Annotated in this window: 21 protein-coding genes; 3 read left to right on the top strand and 18 right to left on the bottom strand. The window is 51.8% G+C overall.

Features of this window, described 5'->3' with window-relative positions; all coding sequences use genetic code 11:
* Positions 1-43 precede the first annotated feature (43 nt).
* The 3 genes from R50912_RS03470 to R50912_RS03460 form a co-directional block, all read right to left on the bottom strand.
* Entirely contained in the window at positions 44-937 is an 894-nt protein-coding gene (locus R50912_RS03470; protein ID WP_042232470.1) for a diacylglycerol kinase, read from the bottom strand.
* Positions 938-1,201: 264 nt separating this feature from the next.
* Positions 1,202-1,972 (bottom strand): sirohydrochlorin chelatase, encoded by a 771-nt coding sequence (locus tag R50912_RS03465; protein ID WP_197073030.1) that lies wholly within the window; start codon positions 1,970-1,972, stop codon positions 1,202-1,204.
* Between the two features lie 3 nt (positions 1,973-1,975).
* Complete coding sequence (locus R50912_RS03460; RefSeq protein WP_019913624.1) at positions 1,976-2,266, bottom strand: YerC/YecD family TrpR-related protein; 291 nt, start codon at positions 2,264-2,266, stop codon at positions 1,976-1,978.
* A gap of 404 nt (positions 2,267-2,670) precedes the next feature.
* Here R50912_RS03460 and R50912_RS03455 point away from each other — a divergent pair, with 404 nt between their 5' ends.
* A complete protein-coding gene (locus R50912_RS03455) occupies positions 2,671-3,219 on the top strand; it encodes a hypothetical protein (protein ID WP_042232467.1) in 549 nt (182 codons plus the stop codon).
* 124 nt (positions 3,220-3,343) lie between these two features.
* On the opposite strand, the gene corA is transcribed toward R50912_RS03455, so the two are convergent.
* From corA to R50912_RS03390, 13 genes are all read right to left on the bottom strand, one after another.
* Positions 3,344-4,303, bottom strand: a complete 960-nt coding sequence (gene corA / locus R50912_RS03450) for a magnesium/cobalt transporter CorA (protein WP_042232465.1) — start codon at positions 4,301-4,303, stop codon at positions 3,344-3,346.
* A 209-nt stretch (positions 4,304-4,512) separates the two neighbouring features.
* Positions 4,513-5,415, bottom strand: a complete 903-nt coding sequence (locus R50912_RS03445) for a response regulator (RefSeq protein ID WP_042232463.1) — start codon at positions 5,413-5,415, stop codon at positions 4,513-4,515.
* Between the two features lie 3 nt (positions 5,416-5,418).
* Positions 5,419-6,708 carry an ATP-binding protein gene (locus R50912_RS03440; RefSeq protein WP_042232461.1) on the bottom strand — a complete coding sequence of 430 codons (1,290 nt, stop codon included), beginning with the start codon at positions 6,706-6,708 and terminating at the stop codon, positions 5,419-5,421.
* 87 nt (positions 6,709-6,795) lie between these two features.
* Positions 6,796-7,446: an amino acid ABC transporter permease gene (locus tag R50912_RS03435; RefSeq protein ID WP_042133429.1), complete on the bottom strand. Its 651-nt coding sequence runs from the start codon at positions 7,444-7,446 to the stop codon at positions 6,796-6,798.
* A 31-nt stretch (positions 7,447-7,477) separates the two neighbouring features.
* Positions 7,478-8,128 (bottom strand): amino acid ABC transporter permease, encoded by a 651-nt coding sequence (locus R50912_RS03430; RefSeq protein ID WP_042232459.1) that lies wholly within the window; start codon positions 8,126-8,128, stop codon positions 7,478-7,480.
* Between the two features lie 168 nt (positions 8,129-8,296).
* Positions 8,297-9,148: a glutamate ABC transporter substrate-binding protein gene (locus R50912_RS03425; RefSeq protein ID WP_039298300.1), complete on the bottom strand. Its 852-nt coding sequence runs from the start codon at positions 9,146-9,148 to the stop codon at positions 8,297-8,299.
* A gap of 32 nt (positions 9,149-9,180) precedes the next feature.
* Positions 9,181-9,909, bottom strand: coding sequence for an amino acid ABC transporter ATP-binding protein (locus tag R50912_RS03420; protein WP_042232457.1), 729 nt, complete (start codon positions 9,907-9,909; stop codon positions 9,181-9,183).
* Positions 9,910-10,259: 350 nt separating this feature from the next.
* Positions 10,260-11,249: an inorganic phosphate transporter gene (locus R50912_RS03415; RefSeq protein ID WP_039298295.1), complete on the bottom strand. Its 990-nt coding sequence runs from the start codon at positions 11,247-11,249 to the stop codon at positions 10,260-10,262.
* Between the two features lie 13 nt (positions 11,250-11,262).
* Positions 11,263-11,880, bottom strand: a complete 618-nt coding sequence (locus tag R50912_RS03410) for a DUF47 domain-containing protein (RefSeq protein ID WP_039298293.1) — start codon at positions 11,878-11,880, stop codon at positions 11,263-11,265.
* A 204-nt stretch (positions 11,881-12,084) separates the two neighbouring features.
* Positions 12,085-13,188 (bottom strand): DUF3048 domain-containing protein, encoded by a 1,104-nt coding sequence (locus tag R50912_RS03405; protein WP_042232455.1) that lies wholly within the window; start codon positions 13,186-13,188, stop codon positions 12,085-12,087.
* Positions 13,189-13,335: 147 nt separating this feature from the next.
* The gene (locus R50912_RS03400) at positions 13,336-14,112 is read right to left on the bottom strand and encodes a DODA-type extradiol aromatic ring-opening family dioxygenase (RefSeq protein ID WP_042232452.1); all 777 of its coding nucleotides are present in this window, start codon (positions 14,110-14,112) and stop codon (positions 13,336-13,338) included.
* Positions 14,113-14,198: 86 nt separating this feature from the next.
* Positions 14,199-15,029, bottom strand: a complete 831-nt coding sequence (locus R50912_RS03395; RefSeq protein ID WP_042232450.1) for an alpha/beta hydrolase family protein — start codon at positions 15,027-15,029, stop codon at positions 14,199-14,201.
* A 187-nt stretch (positions 15,030-15,216) separates the two neighbouring features.
* Positions 15,217-15,417 carry a hypothetical protein gene (locus R50912_RS03390; RefSeq protein WP_042232448.1) on the bottom strand — a complete coding sequence of 67 codons (201 nt, stop codon included), beginning with the start codon at positions 15,415-15,417 and terminating at the stop codon, positions 15,217-15,219.
* A gap of 224 nt (positions 15,418-15,641) precedes the next feature.
* On the opposite strand from R50912_RS03390, the gene R50912_RS03385 reads away from it, so the two are divergent.
* Both R50912_RS03385 and R50912_RS03380 read left to right on the top strand, forming a co-directional pair.
* Positions 15,642-16,304 (top strand): DUF1129 family protein, encoded by a 663-nt coding sequence (locus R50912_RS03385; RefSeq protein WP_042232446.1) that lies wholly within the window; start codon positions 15,642-15,644, stop codon positions 16,302-16,304.
* Between the two features lie 41 nt (positions 16,305-16,345).
* A complete protein-coding gene (locus R50912_RS03380; RefSeq protein WP_052415955.1) occupies positions 16,346-17,305 on the top strand; it encodes a hypothetical protein in 960 nt (319 codons plus the stop codon).
* A 137-nt stretch (positions 17,306-17,442) separates the two neighbouring features.
* Here R50912_RS03380 and ilvA read toward each other — a convergent pair whose 3' ends face one another.
* A complete protein-coding gene (gene ilvA, locus R50912_RS03375) occupies positions 17,443-18,705 on the bottom strand; it encodes a threonine ammonia-lyase IlvA (protein WP_039298277.1) in 1,263 nt (420 codons plus the stop codon).
* 254 nt (positions 18,706-18,959) lie between these two features.
* On the bottom strand, positions 18,960-21,041 hold the full coding sequence (locus R50912_RS03370; protein ID WP_052415953.1) for a methyl-accepting chemotaxis protein: 2,082 nt from the start codon (positions 21,039-21,041) through the stop codon (positions 18,960-18,962).
* Positions 21,042-21,105 lie beyond the last annotated feature (64 nt).

The raw sequence follows: 21,105 nt of genomic DNA, 5'->3' as shown, positions 1-21,105 counted from the left end.
GTGTATAGGTTCACTTCTTTCATTATCTTCACTATTAATCTTGTTAATTATTCTGCGCGAAGATCCGCAGATGATGCGGCAGAATACTGAAATTGCCCGGCAGCGTGCCGCCGAGTTCGCCGTCCAGGTTAAGCAGGACGTGGCCGGGAGAAGTAACCTCCATTGCATCGGTGCGGAAATGGATGACCTTCTTGTCATTCAGATGATCGCCGCGGATCGTAAGCCGGACCAGCCGGATGAATTCGGCCAGGTTGCATTTCTTGACGGCAATTACATCGAGCAGGCCGTCATCAATTCTGGCCCCCGGAGCCAGCTTCTCGAAGCCGCCGACGGAGTTCGTATTGGCGATCAGGAAGAGCATGAACTCGTCATGGATCATCTCTTGGCCGTTCGCGCGGATGTACAGCTCCTGCGGAGCAAGGCTGGCCATCTTCTCTATACCCTTCAGGTAATAGGCAAGCTGGCCCATCATGGTCTTCAGCTTACTGGGAACCTCATAGGTAAGCTCCGTCAGCTGGCCGCCGCCGGCTATATTAATGAAATAACGGTCATTGGCTTTGCCGAGGTCAATCAGGCGCGACTCCTGGCGCAGAATCAGGTCGCAGGAATCCTCCCAATTCTTCGGAATGCCCATAGCCCTGGCAAAATCGTTGGTAGTCCCGAGCGGTAACAAGCCGAGCGGGGGAAGGTTAGGCTTCTCAGCCATCCCGTTGATTACTTCATTGAGCGTACCGTCGCCTCCGGCAGCTATGATCAGATCATACGTACCGCGCTCTACAGCCTCAGCTGCGGCTGCTGTGGCATCGCCCTCTCCGGTTGTTGCATGACAGGAGGCTTCAATGCCGCCAACATCCAGCCGGTCTAAAATATCGGCGAGTCGTCTTTTCATTTCTTCCCGACCAGAAGTGGGATTATAAATCAATCTCGCAGTTTTCATTACCGGAACGCCACCTGTTTATATAATGGATAACCTTACTGATTATACCCAATTCAGGACCCCACAAGCAATGTCAGGGAGCTTCAGAGGATTATATTTATACTCCCGCGCAGCGCTGGAGACCCCTCAGCCCGGCAGAAAGTATAGATATATGTATGCGGCGGCTGCCAAAATAAATACTGGACGCATTCTATTTTTTCTACGGTGACTATTTGGACTTTCTGCCACTGCCCGCCCCCAGATTTCTTGATTTTTTGTTATTTTCTAACCCCGGCCCCGCAGACGCTGTAGCGCCGCCTCGACCTGCCGTTCAATCCAGCGCGGCAGCAGCGGATGCGGCAGCAGGGTCTGGCCGGAGTAGGCATAACTGAGCCCTTCCAGCCGCTGCGGGATAACAGCCTTGGTGAAATACCCCTCACTTAAAAAGAGCGGAGCCACCAGTACATCATGGCCCTGCTCCTGCCAATACTCCACTTTGCTTCTTACGCTGTCCGGATTCAGCAGCCCGTAATCGGCCGCAGCCAGCCCGCTTATGTCCCGTACCCGCGCCGCGAGTGAGGAGATCCCCTGCTCCCAGCGTTGCCGGAAGCCCTCATGAATGCTGCCGTGTCCGACGAGCAGCAGGGTCTCCCGCTCGGGATGCTTCGAGAGTCCACGGAGCTTATCCCAGATCATCTGGGCAATGTCCGGATCGTCGTCAACCGGATAGCCGTAATGAATCCGCGCTGTGACCCTGAACCGCTCCAGATCCGTCTCCCGTTCCGGAACCGGCTTAGCACCCAGTGCATACTCTATCTCATCGATATGCGTACTGCCGGAAGAAACAAACAAGGGGATCACAATAATATCTGTGACCCCTGCACGTTCCAGCTCGTCTATACCGTCTTGGATCAATCGCCCTTCTACCAGCTCCAGGAAAGATACCGCCACGGGAATCTCTTCCCCCAGCGATAAATGACTCACGGCTTCCTCTACGATCGACACCCAGGTCTTATCGCGGGAGCCGTGGCTGATCATCAGCACACCCGGCTGCATCAGTTATCGTCCCAGACGTTCCAGCGTGAGCTTGTAACCGTCATTGCCGTAGTTCAGGCAGCGCTTCACACGGGAGATTGTTGCTGTACTGGCACCTGTTTCTGCTTCAATTTGATTGTATGTAGACCCTTTGCCCAGCATCCGCGCGACTTCAAGGCGCTGCGAGAGCGATTGAATTTCGTTCACTGTGCACAAATCATCAAAGAACACATAACATTCTTCCATATTTTTCAATGTTAAAATAGCCTCAAATAATTGATCGATACTTTTATCGTTTAGCTTCTTAAGCTGCATCGTTTATCATCCCCTAAAAGTTTGGTCCATACAAAATGGATACTCGGAAGCATAAATTTAATGTGACTATCTTGCCTCTACTATATTGCACTGGAGCACATTTTTCAAGCATTAACGGTTTCACGCTGTAAAGAACGAAAATAATGGACAAACGTCCACCCCGGGCGCACATCGCTCATGGGGCTAACGGCCCTTTTCCCTAGCTTCATAGGATTTACCGCCTTAACTATAGTACTACAAAACCTCACGAAATCAAGCATGGACACGGTTTCTTCACTTCCAGAGGGTACTTGTAGGCATTCGCCCTTTTCCGCTAGTATCCCGGTTACCCGGGCATTCGTCTATACCGTATGTTCGCCCATGACATACAGTATAGCAAACCACTAACGAAGGAATGTGATATTATGCCTGAGCATTACTATAATCATTCCCGCAGGGAAGGGCGTTCACTGGCTGAGCCGTACAATCTGTCACCCTATCCGGGCCTCACTTCCTACGCCCCTGCCCCGCTTCCCGGAGAACCCGGAATACTGCCTGCCTTGGGTGCTGAAGCTGCCGATACCGCACTTGTTGTGCCCGCTGCCGAAGCTGCTACTGCGAAGGCCGGGGGTCTGCTGGGCGGGCTGGGCAACCTCGGGAGTCTGGCGAATATGGAGCAGATCAAGGGAATTGTCGACCGGATGGGCGGGATTGACGGGATCGTCAACTCCATGGGCAAGGTACAGAAGGTCATGCAGGGATTTTCACAGATGGCTCCCATGGTGAAGCTCGTGATGGGCGGATTCGGCAAAGGCAAGGGAAACGCAGCGGGAGCACTTGCGGCGGAAGAAGATGCGGCACTGTATACCCCCAAACGGCGCAAAAAAAGACGCCCAACCACGCAGCGCCGCAAAAATACCTCCAAGAGCCGCAAAACCGGGGCCCCTTCCTCTGTTAAGCGCCGTCGTTCTTAAGCGGCGGCGTTTAACACGCCTTGTCTGTCTGCTGCGAGGCCGCTGTATTCCAAGAATACCCGTGCGTCGTCAGCCATAACCATTCTTTTATACCGCTGCTCCTTGTCCGGTTCTCTGCACGGTCTCACTTAAACCAGCCGCTCCGCCGGAACCATCTGAACATTCCAACTCCCAGCACCAGCATCAGCACCAGCACCGCGAAATAACCATAATCCCAATCCAGCTCCGGCATCACCCTGAAGTTCATCCCGTATATTCCGGCGATCAGCGTCAGCGGCATAAATACGGTAGTAATCACCGTCAGTGTCTTCATAATGGAATTCATCCGGTTGGAGTTGAGCGAGATGTAGCTGTCACGCAGATCGGCGGTCATTTCCCGGTCAACTTCAATCATGTCGGTCAGCTTCAGCAGATGATCATAAATATCACCGAAGTAGATCCGTTCTTCCCCGTTGCTCTGCACATGCTGCGAGTTGACGATCCGGTACATCAGATCACGCATCGGCACGATGGTCCGGCGCAGCTTGAGCAGTCTTCCGCGCACGTTGAACACCTGGCTCATCAGCTCTTCCACCGATTCACTGTCGCTCTTGCTCTCCAGATCTGCCAGTTCATCCTCCAGGGTGTACAGCGAAGGGAAATACCTGTCGACCAGCTTGTCCATTACGGTGTAAGCAGCAGCCATCGGCCCGCCCGACCAGCCCTTACGGCTATGAATTTCAGCTTGGACCATCTGCCACGCTTCCTCCATTTCCGATTTATTCTGGTGATGGTAGGAAACGAGGAATTTTTTGCTGAGAAAAAGATCGACCTCTTCCGCCTCCAACGTACGCTCATTAAGCGCATGCAGCACGAAGAACTGCACTTCCTCGTAATAATCCAGCTTCGGTCGCTGCAGCACATGCATACAGTCTTCAATGGCCAGCGGGTGAAAATGAAAATAAGTGTCCAGCAGCAATGTTTCTTCTTCCGTAGGCATGGCAAAATCCGCCCAAATCCAGGCATAGTTATCCAGCACTATACTCTGAAGCGGCAGGTCAGTCAGCACCTCACCCTTATGCGTTACCGCAAGCGTTCGTATCATATATGAGTCCTCCACCTTATCCTGCTATCCGCATGGCAACAGCCCGTTGCCTGTCGGCCTGCTACTATTGTAACGCATGAGGCCTACTATTATGAAACTTCTGCATCGTTCCCGGTTCCTGCTATCAATCTCAAAAAAATAACCGCCAGTCCGCTGGGCAGCGGTTCCGGAGGTTTATTCCTTGCTTCATTTTCCGTATCCATTCCGCTCTAGCGGCCCATCCCCTCCAGCACTTCCAAATGAAGCACCTGCAGGAACTTCTTGATGTTCACCTTCACCTTGCCGGTGTCTCTCCCCTGTTCAATCTCTTTCATCTTCAGGCGTACTTCTTCAAAGTCGAAATACAGCGGCGCATAATGCTCGAACTTCGGATTGCCGTAATCCGTCAGACCGATGGAAGCAAGGTTCGCCAGTCCGGCAGCCAGCGCGCGGCGCAGACGCTGTTCAATCGCTTTGACTTCCTTGGCAGCATCGGCTGGCACCGGTTTATATGTAGCGGCTGCCATTTCATACAACTCCTTGAGCGGCGGAAGGCTCCCGCTGTTCCCCCCCGCCACCACCAGTTCCATGATCGTGATAATATCCCGGCTGCCATTCTCCGAGATCATTCCCATATTCATCAGAATCGGCTGGATAATCTCCTTGACGGAGCGTTTGCCGGACGGCATCTGCGGCATTCCGAACTGCAGCCCCTCCAGCTTGCCTAGCGTCAGCTTAATCTCATCCAGATAACGGCCCATCGCATAACGTTCATTCACCTTGTACAGCACAGATTCGACTTCAATCTTATTGATCGGCTTGCGGATGAAGAACTCGATCCCGCTTTTATAGGCGCGGCTGACCATATCCCCGTTCTCAATCTGTGAGATCATCACGAACTTGGAACGGCAGCCCTGCGCCTGCAGGGATATGATCGTCTCAATACCATCCTGGTCCGGCATCAACAGATCCATCAGCACAATATCCGGCGTCTCGCTCAGGATCAGGGCTACCCCCTCCTGCCCGCATTCCGCCGTACCCACCACTTCGCCAAGTCCGCTATCCTCAATAATATGCTGCAGCATTCTTCTTGCCGACGCGTCGTCATCTACAATACAGAAAGAAAGTGGCATTCTCTATTCCTCCTTCCGCAGCTTTGCGCTCGGCACAATAATCTGGAACATGGCCCCTCCGGCATGTGACACCGGCTGAACGGTAATCGTTCCCTCGAACATATTCACTATATCCCGTACATGAGAGAGTCCAATCCCAGTAGCGGCGATTCCCTCTTCATCGAATTTCGTAGTAAAACCCGGCTCGAACAACAGCTCCAGGTCGCGTTTATGAATCCCTGCCCCGCTATCGGTCACTGTAAAAATGGTCATGCCGTCTTTCTCATAGGCATCCAGGTTGATGCTGCCTTTACGTTTGATGACTTCCACCGCATTGGCAGTGAGGTTGTTAAGCAGAGTCAGCAGAGGAATATAACTGTCGGTTGTGTAATCGGAGGTAATATGAATATGAAAATTGACCTGCTTGCCCAGCATTTCGGCGTATTTGGCATTGCTCTTGACCGTGAACCGCAGAATTCCCGATAACGGCATATCACCGGTAACCTCGCGCTCCACCAGCTTCACAAGCCCGGCCAGAATCCGCTGGGAATCCTTCTTCACCTCATGGATCTGCTGGGTGATATCCAGCACCTGGCGGCTATACGGCTCCGGTCCTTCCCCGGCCTTCAGATTGCGGTACAGCTCGAAGCTGTTTAGAGTCACATTCTCCAGCGTTCCGATCGACTTCTTGAGATAGAATACTTCCCCGTACAGGCCGGAGCCGAAGCCGAGCATCTGCTCGATCCGTTCGTTCTGTTCACGCGCCCTGATCCGCATCTGGCTGACGGAGATACTGCTGTATACCCCCGTCGTGAAATACGTACGCAGGACAGCGATCGCCATCAGATACGTCCATTCGTTCAGCCGGAAGGAGGCCGAATCCAGTACAATCAGCCGGGTCAGCAGCTCCATTTCATTCGACAAGAGATCGATTACCGCGGCAACAGCGCCCAGCACCAGCGGATGGAAGGTATCCAGCCGGCTTTTGATGGCATGCATCAGCATGGCGAACACAATATAATAGACCATCGCGGAGAAATGACTGTTCAGGCTCTGCTCAAACGTCAGTCCGCTTCCTTCTACTGCATCCATTGCGGTCCGGAACAGCAGGACGACCACACCCGTAGCAATGCCTGTACTGATATACGGCAACTGCCTCATTAAAAGCAAAAACAGCAGAAAAGCGCTGCTGCCCATAGCAATCCGGAAGATGTCGCCATCAAACGGATTTATTTTGAATTCACCGGCCACAGCGGTAACGACCGCTACCAGCAGAATCTCTGCAACTCTCATTCTCAGAATAGATTGTCCCATCGCCACTGCTCCTGCCTAGAGATGTTGACAACTATAGTATCATACCCGCACTTTATTTTATACGGTTTTGCCCCGAACCCGCTCGATTTATGCTGTTTTGTTCTCAAGTCTTCTGGAGAGCATGGACAGCAGGAAGTTTACGGTGAAATAGATCAGTGCCACAAGCGCGAGCGTCGGTATAGCATAGCCATAGCTGTGCCCGATTACGATATTCGCATTGTGCATCAGCTCCGGCAATGAAATGACTACCGCGAGTGAGGTGTCCTTCAGCAGCGAAATGAACTGGCTGACCAGTGGCGGAACCATACGACGCAGTCCCTGGGGGAGCACGATATGCCACAGAGTCTGAAAATTACTGAGACCGGAGGAACGTGCAGCCTCAATCTGCCCTTTATCAATGGACGTCAACCCGCCCCGTACAATCTCAGCGATCATCGCCGCCTCGAATATCGTTAGTGCAGCAATCGCCGCCGTAATCAGTCCAAGCTTAATTCCTACCTCCGGCAAGGCGAAGCGGATGAAGAATATAATCAGCAGCAGCGGCAGATTACGGATCAGCTCGACCAGGTAGAACATCACCGGAGACAATACCGGCACTTCTGAATAACGGATGACTCCAATAATACAGCCAATGACAAAACTCAGAATGATCGATACAAAGGCAACGATCAGCGTAATATACAGTCCGTCCAGCAAAAACTTCAAATTATCGGCGGAGTATGCACCAATAAAATCCATGATATCCCTCCTTTATGCTTTGAGTGGCTTCTTAATATTTGCGCTGCAGTCTGCGTTCCCACACGCGTACGCCGTAGCTGAGCGGAAGGGTAAGTACCAGATAGAACAACGCCACGAAGATGTAGGTGTCGAAGGTACGGTAAGTCTCTGTTGAGATACTGTCCGCGAAATACATCAGATCAAGGCCGGCTACCAGCGTCAGCACCGAGGAGTTCTTGATCAGGTTGATGAACTGATTGCCGAGCGGCGGGATGACCAGCTTAATCGCCTGCGGCAGGATGATATGCAGCATCGTCTGTATGTAGCTTAGGCCGGATGAACGTGATGCTTCCATTTGTCCCTTGGGAACAGCCATGATTCCGGCGCGGATCGCTTCGGCGATGAAGGCCGAGGTGTATACCGCAAGTCCGATCGTTCCCGCCTTGAAGCCGTCCAGCGTAAAGCCCAGAGCAGAAGGTCCATAATAGAAGATGTACACTACAAGCAGCAGCGGGATATTGCGGATGAACTCCACATACGCCGTTCCGAACCAGCGCAGCGCTCTCACAGTAGTAATGCGGAAGACCGCAATCACTGCTCCGATCAGGAAGCTGCCGATCAGGGCCAATACACTGGACATCACAGTGCCGTAGAACCCTTCCATATACAACCCGAAATAATCCGTTAATATTGAAAATTCCATTGATTTCACCTGCCTTTGCCCAAAGATGAGTTCGTAGTTCGTTCTTGCTCTACATAGGAATCCTTCCTATAAACAAGTAGAAACGGCAGTGCCATCCTTATGGGATGGCATCCGTTTCTGCGAGTAATATAAGGCAGGTTGTGAAGTAAGCTGGAGCTTAGAACATGCTTATTTCGCTGGAGCTTTACCAATCCATTTCGTATAAATGGCATCATACTCACCGTTTGCTTTCAGTTCAGCCAGTGTATCATTCACGGCTTTAACTACATCGGTGTTGCCCTTTTGAACTGCAATGCCGTAAGGCTCATCGGTGAACGGCTCGCCTACAACTTCATAGCCCGGGTCCTGCGAAGCCATACCGTACAGAATCGCATCATCCGTAGTCAGTGCATCGCCTTGGCCGGCCTTCAGGGCGCTGAATGCATCCTGATAGTTATCGAATTCAAGCACGGTTACACCCGGCACTTTTTCTTTGATATTCTTAATGGAGGTTGCGCCCTTGGAGCCCAGGATCTTCGTATCCTTCGTTACGTCATCCAGTCCGGTAATCGGGCTGCCCTTCTTCACCAGCAGGGATTGGCCTGCCTGGAAATAGACGTCGGAGAAATCAACTTCCTTCTTGCGTTCTTCAGTGATGGTCATTGTAGCTACAACCATATCGATTTCGCCGTTATTCAGCATCGGAATACGTGTCTTGGAGGTAACTTCCTTCAGCTCAATCGCGTTCTCGTCACCCAGAATTTTTTTGGCGATGGCTTTGGAGATATCAATGTCGAAGCCCTCTACGTTGCCGGATGCAGGGTCCTTCAGACCGAACAGGCGGGTGTCGTACTTCACGCCTACGAGCAGCTTGCCGCGTTCCTTGATCTTGGCAATCGCCTCAGAGTCAGTAGCCGTTCCTGCAGCAGCGTCATTCCCTCCGGCATTGTTCTTGGCATTGTTGTTGCCGCAGCCGGCAATCACGAGCATAGCCGCAATCATCAGTACACTTAACATTTTGAAGCTTTTTGACATTTTCATTTCTGTTCCTCCCCTGAATCCTATATATTTGTTTAATGACTTAATACACGGCTGAGAAACGTTCGTGTCCGGTCTTCACGCGGACTGGCGAAGAATTGCTCCGGCTCCGCTTCTTCCACGATCTGTCCCTGATCCATGAAGATTACCCGGTCGGCCACCTCGCGGGCGAAGCCCATCTCATGGGTAACGACAACCATCGTCATGCCTTCGCGGGCCAGAGTCCGCATAACATCGAGTACTTCCCCGACCATTTCCGGGTCAAGCGCCGAGGTCGGCTCATCGAACAGCATAATCTTCGGCTTCATCGCCAGCCCCCGGGCAATCGCCACACGCTGCTGCTGTCCGCCGGACAGCTGTGAAGGATAGGACTGTGCTTTATCGGCAATCCCGACCTTTTCCAGATAATACATTGCCGTCTTCTCGGCTTCCGCTTTGCTTAGCCCAAGCACCTTAACCGGCGCGAGTGTGATATTATCGATTACTTTTTTATGCGGGTACAGATTGAAATGCTGGAAGACCATTCCGATTTCTTTGCGCAGCTTGTTGATATCTGTCTTGCGTTCATTTACAGTTATACCGTCAACGGTCAGTCCGCCGCTCGTAATAGTCTCCAGTCGGTTAATGCAGCGCAGCATAGTGCTCTTGCCGGAGCCGGAAGGACCGACTACGACAACCACTTCCCCTTCCTGAACATGCAGGTCAATGGCTTTCAGTACATGGAAATGTCCGTAATGTTTGTCTACCTGATGAAAGTCGATCAACGACAGGGCCTCCTTTGTATATCATTATGTGTTTGTCAGCTATGGTAACACTTAAAACACACCTTACTTTAAAGACTACCGAAAACTACAAAAAACTACGAAAACCTTTAATCGCTCATGTCATTTTCTTTTCTAAATGTGACGTATTTCATTTTCTTTTTACGCCTATTAATGTTTTTTATCAGTTCGCTGTAACTTATTGTGACATTCCTCTCTTGAAAAACCAAAATACTCCCCGCAAAATCAAGAAAAGCCGGAAACACAAAAAAAGCTGGAAACACAAAAAAAGATGTCCGCAGCCATTCGTGGCTTCCGCGACATCTTGTACGGGCAATCTATTCAATTCAAGTCTAGAAAAAGAGTTTGAAGATTACTCCCGCCAGCACTGCGCTGATCGGAATGGTAATAAACCAGGTCACCACGATACGTCCGGCTACTCCCCATTTCACGGCGGAGAAGCGTTTGGCTGAGCCTACCCCGAGGATTGCAGAGGTAATGGCATGTGTCGTACTTACCGGCAGATGAAGCAGTGTAGCTGTGAAGATAACGGACGCGGCCGAAATATCTGCTGCGAAGCCGTTAATCGGTTCAATTTTGAAAATTTTGGTACCCATGGTCTTAATGATCTTCCAGCCGCCGATGGACGTTCCGAGCGCCATGGATGTTGCCGCTGCAATCTTAACCCAGAGTGGTACATGCATAGTGTCGAGCCGTCCCGATGTTACGAGGGCAAAGGTGATAATCCCCATCGCCTTCTGGGCGTCATTCGTACCATGTGTGAAGGATTGGAGCGCCGCCGTAATGATCTGCATGGAACGGAAACCCTTGTTCACGGTATGCGGACTGCGCTTTGCAAAGATCCACTTTAGAATCATCATCACAACATAACCGATGGCAAATGCGATCAGCGGGGAGAAGATCAGCCCCTCCACAATCTCAATGAAGCCATGCCATTTCACATTCTCCGAACCTGCACCTACATATACCGCTCCGGCCAAAGCTCCGATAAGCGCATGGGAGGACGATGATGGAATCCCGAGCCACCAGGTTACCAGATTCCAGATAATCGCCGCAATGAGCGTCGCAATAAGAATATCTATCCCGTTATCCAGGAGTGCCGGGTCAGCAATGCTGCCGCCGATCTTCTTCGCTACGCCTTCAAACATCAGCGCACCGATAAAGTTCATACTTGCTGCCATCATAATGGCTGTACGCGGCTTCAGCGCGCGTGTAGAGACTGAGGTAGCGATTGCGTTGGCTGTATCATGGAAACCATTGATAAAGTCAAACGCCAGCGCAAGAAATATAACAAAACCTAGTACATATATAGATGTATCCATATTTCAGAGCCCCTTATGAATTGCGCATGATGATCGATTCCAGCATGTTGGCTACGTCTTCACATTTATCCGTGGTCGTCTCCAACCGCTCGTACAATTCTTTGCGCTTAATCAGTTCAATCGGGTCTTTTACAGTTTCGAACAGGGCCTTCGTACAGATACGAAGCACTTCATCGCCTTGGTTCTCCAGATCATTCAGACGGATCGTGTATTCACGGATCGCCAGCAGCTTCTTCTGGGAGAGCAAATGAACCGCTTTTTGGATTTCATACGCACTTTGGCGCAGAATTTCCGCGAACTGGACGATATACTCATCCGCATCCAGCAGGTTATACATATAGAAACGCGAGGCAGAAGCCTCCAGACCATCAATAACATCATCCATGCTTGTGATCAGGTCCATGATGTCGTCACGTTCCAGCGGCGTAATAAAAGTTTTGTTCAGTTCCTTGATGACGGTGTGCGTGTAGGTATCGCACTGGGATTCGTATTTCTTCATCACCCCGGCGAAATTCTCAACATTGTCCTGGAGAGTCGAAATATTCTGAGCGAAGTAATCTGCCGCCTGAACAATGGTATCCGCCATGTTTTCCAGCGTCTCAAAGAATATATCCTTTTTTCTCAACTTCATTAGCTTTAAACCCCTTTACATAAAATTGCCGTGAAAACGTGAAGCCACCCAAATGTAAACAGCATGAAAATGAATGACAACCCTTGTTATCTTATCATATCAATAGAATGGATAGAAGTAAAAAACCGAACTTTTTTACACTATAATAACAATTCCCTGTAATTGCGAAAATAATCATATGAACGGTTAATTATCCGGTGCTTATCAGGTGGGACTAGGTGCCAGCGCATAATCGACATGGCTGCCGAAGGATGGACTGTTCGGTACAATCAGAATATGCGTTATGCCGGGGTACATCAGCGCTTCCCTGCCGTCTTCTTTCACGAACCGGATGATGTCTCCGGGCCTGCGCGACCATTTGCCGGGAATCGCTACTCCGCGCTGAAACAGCAGCGCTTCCCCGCCCAGCTCCACATCCACCTGCAGCCTGCCGACATCATCGAGCACCTTATGGTCAGAGCCCATTACGATTACGTTCGCCGCTGCCACCGGACTGTTATTATTCAGATCCAGATGCGGTTTGCCGTTCACCCAGCGGACATAGGTGCGCTGCTCAGCATTATATTTATACCCCACCGTATAGCTCTTCAGCAGGAAGCTTACATTGAATTCCAGCGCGGGCTTCCCCTCAGTAGGCGCATAATCCGGATCTGTGAAAAGCAACCCGGGAACCTCCACACTTTCGGCAAATCCCAGCTTCCCTGCACCTTCCCGCAGCTTGGCGGCATTGCTGTATAGATTATGCGGGGCTTTGCGCTCCTTGTCCCGCCAGAAGTAGGCACCTGCACGGCCGATCTCGTCCATGTCCTCCTTCTTCTGCTTCTGCAGAATGGCGTAAGCCGCCGGACTGCCTCCCGCATGCACAGTCACACCGCCGTAGCTCTCGCCAATGTCGAGCAGATAAGGGCGGATACTGCGGATCGGGCCGATCTTCACCACCCCGGTATGACTCTGGAAGATTCCGATCAGCCGGGTAATTCCGCCCTCCGCCAGTACTTCGTAGAGGATATCCGCTTCGCTGACTCCGGATTGCGGCCGGGCAGCCGGGGCATTATTGATCATGACTGCGAGCGGCCGGGGCAGCGTTCCGTCCGTAGCCGGAAGCCCCGTTAATCCGGATACTATTCCCGCTGCAGGCGCTATTGTCGGAGTGGGCTGCGCAGCTTCTGTCGGCTGGGGTTCAGCAGTAGCTGCTACTGTAGTCGGCACTGGAACCGTTACTGCATTCTCTGTCCCGCAGGCGGAGAGCAGGGCGGCAGCAAGGACGAAGACTGATATAGGACGGGCTGAAGACCGGTTTATCGTCATAAACTTGTTGTTCCTCCTAAAGTTTTGTATGTAAGCTTTCTTTCATTTAATCATAGCTGGCAGAGTTTGTCTTGAGCACACCGGAAAATCTGCATACAAAAAAGGATACAGCCATTAGAGCGGCTGTATCCTGCATTTATTTGTGTATTAGTCGACCATCCAGCAGTTTAAGCTTAGGGTACCGTATTGATAGGCCTGAATCATTAATTGCGCCCGTTTGCCCTCATCGGCTGTACCCATTACATAGAAGAGCGGTACGAAATGTTCCTTACCGTAAGTGGGAACGGCCTCCCGCACATGCGGAGCCTGCTTCTCAAAAGCAAAAAGTGAAGCCAGATCCCATGCTTCGAGCCGCTCAGCGATCCAGGCATCGAAGTCGAGCGCCCAAGGCTCGGGCTGATCATCCTGCTTCAGCAGCCTGAGATTGTGGACCAGTCCTCCGCTTCCGATCAGGAGGATTCCTTCATCGCGCAGCGGAGCCAGCATCCGTCCGATATTGTACTGCTCCTCGGGAGAACGCATCGAATCGACGGACAAGGCTACGACCGGAATGTCGGCCTGCGGGAACATTTTCTTCAGAATAACCCAGACCCCATGGTCAAGGCCCCGGCCGAGTATAGGCTGATGACAAAGATTACTATCCTTGAAGAGTGCAGATATCCTGCTGCTTAACGCGGGATCGCCCGGGGCCGGGTAGGCCAGCTTATACATTTCTTCCGGAAAACCATAGAAATCATGCTGCGTTTCATGCTGTGCGTCCACTGTAATCAGCTGCTTGGGACTGTCCCAGTGCGCCGAGAAAACTACAATGCCGCGGGGCTTCCCCAGATCAGAACCCAGCCGCTCCAGGAAACGAGTGTATTCGTTATCCTCGAGAGCCAGCAGCGGAGAGCCATGCGCAATAAAGAAGGCCGGTAATTTCATAGGGTGCTAACCTCCATAACCCAGTATATGGTCTGCCCCTTTATTTTACCGCTTATTCTTGGGTATTGCACGCATGGGGTATTATCCTATATCATCCAATTCTGCCATTCTTCCTGCAGATGCTCCTGCTGATTCATCCAATCCCGGGTGCGCTTAAGCACCTGCTCCTGTGCCGGACCTGACGAGAAGGTATGATCGCCCTGGAAAATAATCTCCTTGTCGCAGCGGCCTTCAGGACGTGTCCAGAACAGCTTCTGGTAGAGGAAGGCATAGTCAACGGGAATAACATCATCGGAGGTTCCGTGGATGACCAGCACATCACCGCTGAATTTCCCGGCCTCCTGGAAGGGCTGGAACGCTGCCAGTGAGTTGAAGTATACCGGGGTGAACGAATAGCCGGAATAATCGGCTGAGCCGCTCTTCACCGACCGGTCATAGGCTTCCCTTCCGACAATCTTTACGATATCATTGAACGGATAACCAACCGCAGACCACAGCACTAGGTTCTTCACCCGCCGGTCACGGACACCGGTCAGCAGCGCTACTGCACCGCCCAGACTATGTCCGATCAGCGTCACACGCTGCGGGTCCACATCGGCCGAGCTGATGCCGTAATCCAGCACCGCCCGGGTCTGGCTGATCATCGACTCCATATCTTCGCTCCCGTAATTACCGCTGCTCTCCCCGCAGCCTACGTAGTCAAAGCGGATAACCATATAGCCATCCTGCGCCAGCTCACGGGCTGCCTTAACGAAGATCCGGTCTACACCAATCCGGCTGCCCACGAAGCCGTGGCAGATCACTGCAAGCGGCACCCGGTTCTTGCACCGTCCGGTGCCTGCCTTGTCTGCGGATGGATAGTGGATGCTCGCTGTCAGTTCCTCTCCATTATGCCGGATGATAATATTCCGTTCCATTGCTGCGCCCTCCCTGAAAGCTGATTTATTTCAAATTATAATTATTCCGATTAATTTAGTATGATTTATATCTTTATTATACGATTCTCATTAAATTCTTGTCAATAACTATAGTCCTCCTTCCAGAAAAGAGCCCCTTCCGCTCCCGCAGGAGCAAAAGAGGCCGTGGGTCAAGCTTGAGCTTCACTCAGTCATAGCTGTCGTGAAACATATCGTGGGTCTCCCGCCGGCCTTCCCAGTCATCAAGCCCGTTCTCCGGCGCCACACCCGCAGCATCCCAAAGACTGAAGCCGTCAGAGTTACCCCAATCCCCCACTTCATTAACAGGTGCAGGCGCGAAGCCGTCGCCCACAAATTTGCCGGGTTCCTGTTTGTTCTCCTGTTTCATAACGCTCCCTGCCTTCCTCTAGCTATATTTGGTGAAGCAACCACCTCTTCAGTGTTCTCTCTTCCAAACGGATTATTCAGGGATAAACGAAAGAAAAGTTACGCAGAAGCGGAATCTTCTTATCCGCCTGCAAGGGTTGTCCTTGCACACCACTGCTGCACAAACGTATACTCTAGGTTAAAGGCTAACCTGATCAATCCACCTTGGAGGTATACGTCCATACTATGAAAGTCAAAGCTATGATTAAGCAAAACAACCTGCTGCGTGAGCAGATGACGCCATTTAACCGCTCTTTTTTTGAAGATATGATTCTGGCCATGCGGGCCAGCTCGGTAGACTCTGTCCGTGCGGAGGAGCTGCTGCTGGAGGCGGCTGAACTGCTGCTGAAGGGACAGGCCAAAGGCAGGAATGCCAAGCAAATCTTCGGCGAGAACCCCGGAGATTATTTCAAAGATGTGATGAACAGCAGCCCCCCGCGCTCTCCGCGCGGCAAGCTGAAGAACTCCCTGATGATCTCTTTGTCCGCCCTGACCATTCTGTTCGGAGTGATGGGCGCTGCCGGACTGATCATGCAGTGGAGCGGCGGGCCGGATGAAATCTTCGGCCAGATCAGTATTTTCACCCTTATCATAGTAGGTATCGGCTCGATTGTTCTGATTGAGCTTATTATGAAATGGATGGCCTCGTTGTCTGAGGACGATAGCCCGAAGCCCAAGGCTTTTGATATCAAAGGCCTGGGACTCTATGTCGGAATTGCGATTGCGGCCGTTTTTGCCGGAATGTTCCTCGATAATCTGTTCCCGGTCATCCGGATTGCACCTTGGGTCAGTCTGGTTCTTGCCGCAGCCGGTGGTCTTGGACTGAAATTAATATTTTTCAAATCATAGAGAATATATTCAACTTTTATTCCACACAGGAGGAGACTTGTATGAAGAAGCACGTCGTTCTAACCGCCGCTATTGCTCTGCTCATGGGGCTGGAGGCAGCAAGCTCCGCTCCTGCCCGTGCTGAGAGCAGCGCGGGCCGCAGCACAGGCACCTCTGAGGCGGCTACCAGCGCTAAGGCGGGTGTTACCGGTACGGCCGTCCTCAGCCATGCTGAGGCTGTCTACAGGGCTGCGCTGCCGCTGTTCTCCTCAGGCAACCTGCCGGGTGCTATTACTTATATGAATACCAATCTGTATGCTGTCACTCCTTATCAGGCGACTGTTCTGACATTGAAGCTCGAGAACCTGCACAAATCGCTCCTGCCTTCCTGGGAGAAGAAATTCAGCAGCAGTGAGGTACAACGGAAGCTCATCTCCGTCTATAAGGCGGGAGTCAGCATGGTGAAGCTGGCCGAGAGTACGGAGAATGCTTCACTGCGTGCGCTGCTGAAAAGCGCGGGAGAGAGCGGCTATAAGCTGGAGACGGCCGAAGGCACCTTTTTCCCGGTGATTGATTATGCAGCTTACCGCAAATATAAACTGTACGTGACAGAGGATATCCGTGATTATATTTCAATAATGGCGACCGAGTCGGATCTGCCCCCTTCCAAGGATAACGGGCTTGTGATCGCCTGGGGGGATGTCGCTTCCCGTGCACTAACCCAGGAGCAGTTCATTCAGACCTATCCCAAATCCAACCGCCTATCAGCAGTCAAGACACTTTATAACATGTACGCAGTGAATACATTCTATGGTCAGAACAACACGCCGCTCTTCCATTACGATAATCTGGAAATGGATCTGGAGGCACAGAAAGCCTACAGCAGCATCCTGGCCAAAAACAGCAGCACCAGCCCTTTCCTGCAGAAGCTCGATGGCTTCATGAAGCTGATGAAGAGCAACGGTTATCTCTTGGATGATGACGCCGAGCAGTATCTGAAGACAGAGGTGCCTCAGTCCTGATAAGCGAATACATCAGCAGTACGTGATGCGCGCAGCATCCTACTCTTATCATCATGAAGAAGACCCGCCCGGTTTGAACCCGGAGCGGGTCTTCTTCATGTCCATATAAACGGCTATTGCCGCCGATAACGATTATATTAAATCAGCATGCTGAATAAATTGACATCCTTGTTGATCTCTACGTAATCCACACCCTTCTGCTTCATCCGCTCAATCAGTGGGGCGTATGCATCTGTAGACATCAGCTCAATGCCTACCAGGGCCGGGCCGTTCTCCTTCTCGTTCTTCTTCGTGTATTCGAACCGGGTAATGTCATCGTCGGGTCCGACTACCTCAGTCAGGAATTCACGCAGGGCACCCGCACGCTGCGGAAAATTAACCATGAAATAATGCTTCAGGCCTTCATAGATCAGTGAACGCTCCTTGATCTCCTGCATCCGGTCGATATCATTATTGCCGCCGCTGACGATGCAGACCACGCTTTTGCCGCGGATCTGATCCCGGTACATGTCCAGCGCAGCAATCGGAAGCGAGCCTGCTGGCTCCACAACAATCGCATTCTCGTTATACAGCTCCAGAATGGTTGTACAAGCCTTGCCTTCCGGCACTTTGACTACATCATCCAGGAGTTTCGAGCAGATGTCGAAGGTCAAGCCACCGACACGTTTCACTGCCGCACCGTCCACAAACTTATTGATTTCCTTCAGGGTGATCACCTCACCGCACTCCATCGCCTCGCTCATGGAAGCTGCTCCGGTAGGCTCCACACCGATCACCTTGGTCGCCGGGCTCACGGTCTTCACATAGGTGGCTACACCTGCCGCCAGGCCGCCTCCGCCAATCGTAACAAAGACAAAGTCAGCCGGCTTGTCCAGGCTCTCCATAATCTCCATCGCAATCGTACCATTGCCAGCGATAATGCGCGGCTCATCAAACGGGTGAATCAGCGTCATGCTATAGTCTATACAAGCCTGCAGCGCTTCATCGTAAGCATCGTCGAAGGTATCCCCCTTCAGAATCACTTCCACGAATTCGCCGCCAAAACGCCGGACCTGCTTAATCTTCTGATTAGGTGTAGTGCTCGGCATAAAGATCTTCCCTTTGATTCCCAGTGCCTTACAGGAATACGCCACACCCTGGGCGTGGTTCCCCGCGCTTGCACAGACAATCCCCTTGGCTCTGTCCTCGTCGGACAGACTGCGGATCATATTGTAGGCCCCGCGGATCTTGAAGGAGCGTACAATCTGCAAATCTTCACGTTTCAAATACACATTACAGCCGTATTTAGCTGACAGTACCGCATCCAGCTGCAGCGGCGTACGGACGATAACCTCCCGCAGCACATGATGTGCGCGTACAATATCTTCCATTCCTACGATCCGGTTTTCGCCTTCTCTCATCTTTTCCTCGCCTCACTGTCTCTTTCTTATCGTTTCGCTTCTTGTAACATACTCTTCCATGGACATTTTTTCAACCCTTGTCCTCGTCACACAACACAGCATCCACTGCCCGTGGAATCCTGCTACTCCACTCCTCCATTCTTAAGTTCATCTTATATAGTTGTATAATGTACAATTAAAAACAGTGAAAAGGGAGCGCAACAAGCAAAACGGCCCTGCCGCAAACCGGCAGGACCGTCCATCCTTCACTATAACTAGACCTTAAACCGCGAGACCGTCTGCAGCAGTTGCGCCGAGCTCATCTTGATCTCCTCCATCTCGGCAACGATGCTGCCGGACTTGCCGATGATCTGCTCGGCCTGGACAGCGATGACCCCGGCCCCTTCTGCGCCTTCATTCGTTGCACTGCCCGTCTCGCTGATCGCGGTCAGCATGCTCTGAATGGAGGCCAGCAGCTCTTCAGAGGTGGCACTGAAGTCCGTAACCAGCTCATCAATATACTTGGCATCTTCGCTGTACCGCTCACCCGTCTCCTGCATCGCATCATAATCCTTCAGCACCTGCCGGTCCATGAAGCGCAGCATGCTCTCCGCGCCCTCGACCAGATTGGATACCGCCTGGACAACCGCTTCAGTCACTCCCTGGATTTCGGTCACTGTCTCCCGCGAGTTATCAGCCAGCTTGCGGATCTCCTCCGCCACAACGGCGAAGCCTCTGCCCGCATCCCCGGCCCTAGCGGCCTCGATGGAAGCATTCAGCGACAGCAGATTGGTCTGGGCGGCAATTTCCAGAATTGCTCCCGTGAGCGCGTCTATCTGTGAGATCGACTTCGACTGCTCAATCGCCATGCGCAGCTTCTCTTCACTCTCTCCGTAGATATGATCCGCCTGCCTGCGCGACTGGGCGGCTCCCTCTTTCAGCTTATCTGCCCGCACATTGATTTCCCTGGCCGCTTCCGCACCCTCTTGGGCTTTGCGGGCGATACCGTTAATGGCATGCTCGAATTCAATCGTGCTGGCGTTCATTTCTTCCATCGAAGCCGCCGTCTGCTGCATGCCCGCTGACAGCTCTTCGGTAATCCCCGACACATCGGTGATGCTGCCGTCGAGTACGAATACATTCTTCTCCGTATTCTCCACAGCGCCAGAGATGCTCTGCGAGCTGCGCATGATTTCCTGAATCAGCGACTGCTGTGAGGAGATCATATCGTTGAAGCCCTCTGCCAGTACGCCGATTTCCCCTTTGGCGGTAACCTTCGCTCTTACCGACAGGTCGCCGGACATCGCCTTCCGGAAGGCAGCCGTCAGGATAGGAATCTGCTTCAGAATACTGCCCGAGACAAAATACAACAACACAGACATCACTACAATTGAAGCAATAATCGACAGGATAAAAATCAGCTGGAATTTCTGCAGCTCCCTCTCCGCATGTTTCTCCGGCACAATCAGCGCCACGGACCACTGGTTCTCTACTGCCGGCGAATACGACACATAACTGGTCTCTCCGTCAATATCCGTCTTCATCACATTCGAGCCCCACTGTACCATCTTATCCCCGACTGCTTTCCAGTCTTCACCGAGATCGGACATTTTCTTCAGCAGAATATTGTCTGTATCCGGATGGTAGATGAAGGTTCCAGTCTTATCAATCAGTACCGCATACCCGCTGCCATTGTAATTAAAAGCGCTCAGCGCCTGGGTAATCTGCTCCGTGGAGATATCCGCACCCGCCACACCAATCAGCTTACCGGTATCGTCGAGAATAGGTGCGCTGACACTCACGACCATTTTGCCTGAGCCGGCATCAATATAGGGGTCCGTAACCGTAACACGCTTATTCTTGGCTGTGTTGGCATACCAGCCCCGTTCCTTCAGCACGAAGTCCGCCGGCGGCTCGAACTCATCCTGCGTAATCACCTTGTTCGCAGCATCCAGACCTATGTACACATTCAACAGGTTCTTATTGTTGCTCTTGACAAGATTGAGGGTGCGGATCAGTTCACTATACCCGCTGGTGGTCTTCGCTGTTTCCGGATAATCTACACTGGCAATATAGTCACGGATATAGGCGTTGGCATTCAGAAGCTCTACACTGTCCGAAGCGGGCTGCAGCAGCTCATTGACCTTAACGCTGATCTCTCCTTTCTCATAAGTCAGCGAATTGTTCAAGTCATTGACTATAATTTGCTTGGCATTGCTGTAAATCACTACGGATACAATAACGAAAATAGCAACTACAGAGATAATCACCGACAAAAACAGCTTGGCGCGAATCCCCATATTGCTTAAAAATGATGTCAGCAGCGCCTTATCTTTCTTGCTCTTCCTCAGTGCCATAGGACTCCCCACCTTCAAATGTAAATAGGCTCAGGCAATACTCTCACTCGAATGCTCCCTGTCT

Source organism: Paenibacillus sp. FSL R5-0912 (genome assembly GCF_000758605.1).
In the GTDB taxonomy this organism is placed as follows: Bacteria; Bacillota; Bacilli; order Paenibacillales; family Paenibacillaceae; genus Paenibacillus_AQ.
The sequence above is the reverse complement of the archived record's forward strand: the minus strand, read 5'-3'. Positions and strand labels throughout refer to the sequence as shown.

Excerpts from the sequence above, each read along its gene's own strand:
- R50912_RS03470 (WP_042232470.1), bottom strand. The coding sequence starts at position 937 with ATGAAAACTGCGAGATTGATTTATAATCCCACTTCTGGTCGGGAAGAA.
- R50912_RS03465 (WP_197073030.1), bottom strand. The coding sequence starts at position 1,972 with ATGCAGCCGGGTGTGCTGATGATCAGCCACGGCTCCCGCGATAAGACC.
- R50912_RS03460 (WP_019913624.1), bottom strand. The coding sequence starts at position 2,266 with ATGCAGCTTAAGAAGCTAAACGATAAAAGTATCGATCAATTATTTGAG.
- R50912_RS03455 (WP_042232467.1), top strand. The coding sequence starts at position 2,671 with ATGCCTGAGCATTACTATAATCATTCCCGCAGGGAAGGGCGTTCACTG.
- corA (WP_042232465.1), bottom strand. The coding sequence starts at position 4,303 with ATGATACGAACGCTTGCGGTAACGCATAAGGGTGAGGTGCTGACTGAC.
- R50912_RS03445 (WP_042232463.1), bottom strand. The coding sequence starts at position 5,415 with ATGCCACTTTCTTTCTGTATTGTAGATGACGACGCGTCGGCAAGAAGA.
- R50912_RS03440 (WP_042232461.1), bottom strand. The coding sequence starts at position 6,708 with ATGGGACAATCTATTCTGAGAATGAGAGTTGCAGAGATTCTGCTGGTA.
- R50912_RS03435 (WP_042133429.1), bottom strand. The coding sequence starts at position 7,446 with ATGGATTTTATTGGTGCATACTCCGCCGATAATTTGAAGTTTTTGCTG.
- R50912_RS03430 (WP_042232459.1), bottom strand. The coding sequence starts at position 8,128 with ATGGAATTTTCAATATTAACGGATTATTTCGGGTTGTATATGGAAGGG.
- R50912_RS03425 (WP_039298300.1), bottom strand. The coding sequence starts at position 9,148 with ATGAAAATGTCAAAAAGCTTCAAAATGTTAAGTGTACTGATGATTGCG.
- R50912_RS03415 (WP_039298295.1), bottom strand. The coding sequence starts at position 11,249 with ATGGATACATCTATATATGTACTAGGTTTTGTTATATTTCTTGCGCTG.
- R50912_RS03410 (WP_039298293.1), bottom strand. The coding sequence starts at position 11,880 with ATGAAGTTGAGAAAAAAGGATATATTCTTTGAGACGCTGGAAAACATG.
- R50912_RS03405 (WP_042232455.1), bottom strand. The coding sequence starts at position 13,188 with ATGACGATAAACCGGTCTTCAGCCCGTCCTATATCAGTCTTCGTCCTT.
- R50912_RS03400 (WP_042232452.1), bottom strand. The coding sequence starts at position 14,112 with ATGAAATTACCGGCCTTCTTTATTGCGCATGGCTCTCCGCTGCTGGCT.
- R50912_RS03395 (WP_042232450.1), bottom strand. The coding sequence starts at position 15,029 with ATGGAACGGAATATTATCATCCGGCATAATGGAGAGGAACTGACAGCG.
- R50912_RS03390 (WP_042232448.1), bottom strand. The coding sequence starts at position 15,417 with ATGAAACAGGAGAACAAACAGGAACCCGGCAAATTTGTGGGCGACGGC.
- R50912_RS03385 (WP_042232446.1), top strand. The coding sequence starts at position 15,642 with ATGAAAGTCAAAGCTATGATTAAGCAAAACAACCTGCTGCGTGAGCAG.
- R50912_RS03380 (WP_052415955.1), top strand. The coding sequence starts at position 16,346 with ATGAAGAAGCACGTCGTTCTAACCGCCGCTATTGCTCTGCTCATGGGG.
- ilvA (WP_039298277.1), bottom strand. The coding sequence starts at position 18,705 with ATGAGAGAAGGCGAAAACCGGATCGTAGGAATGGAAGATATTGTACGC.
- R50912_RS03370 (WP_052415953.1), bottom strand. The coding sequence starts at position 21,041 with ATGGCACTGAGGAAGAGCAAGAAAGATAAGGCGCTGCTGACATCATTT.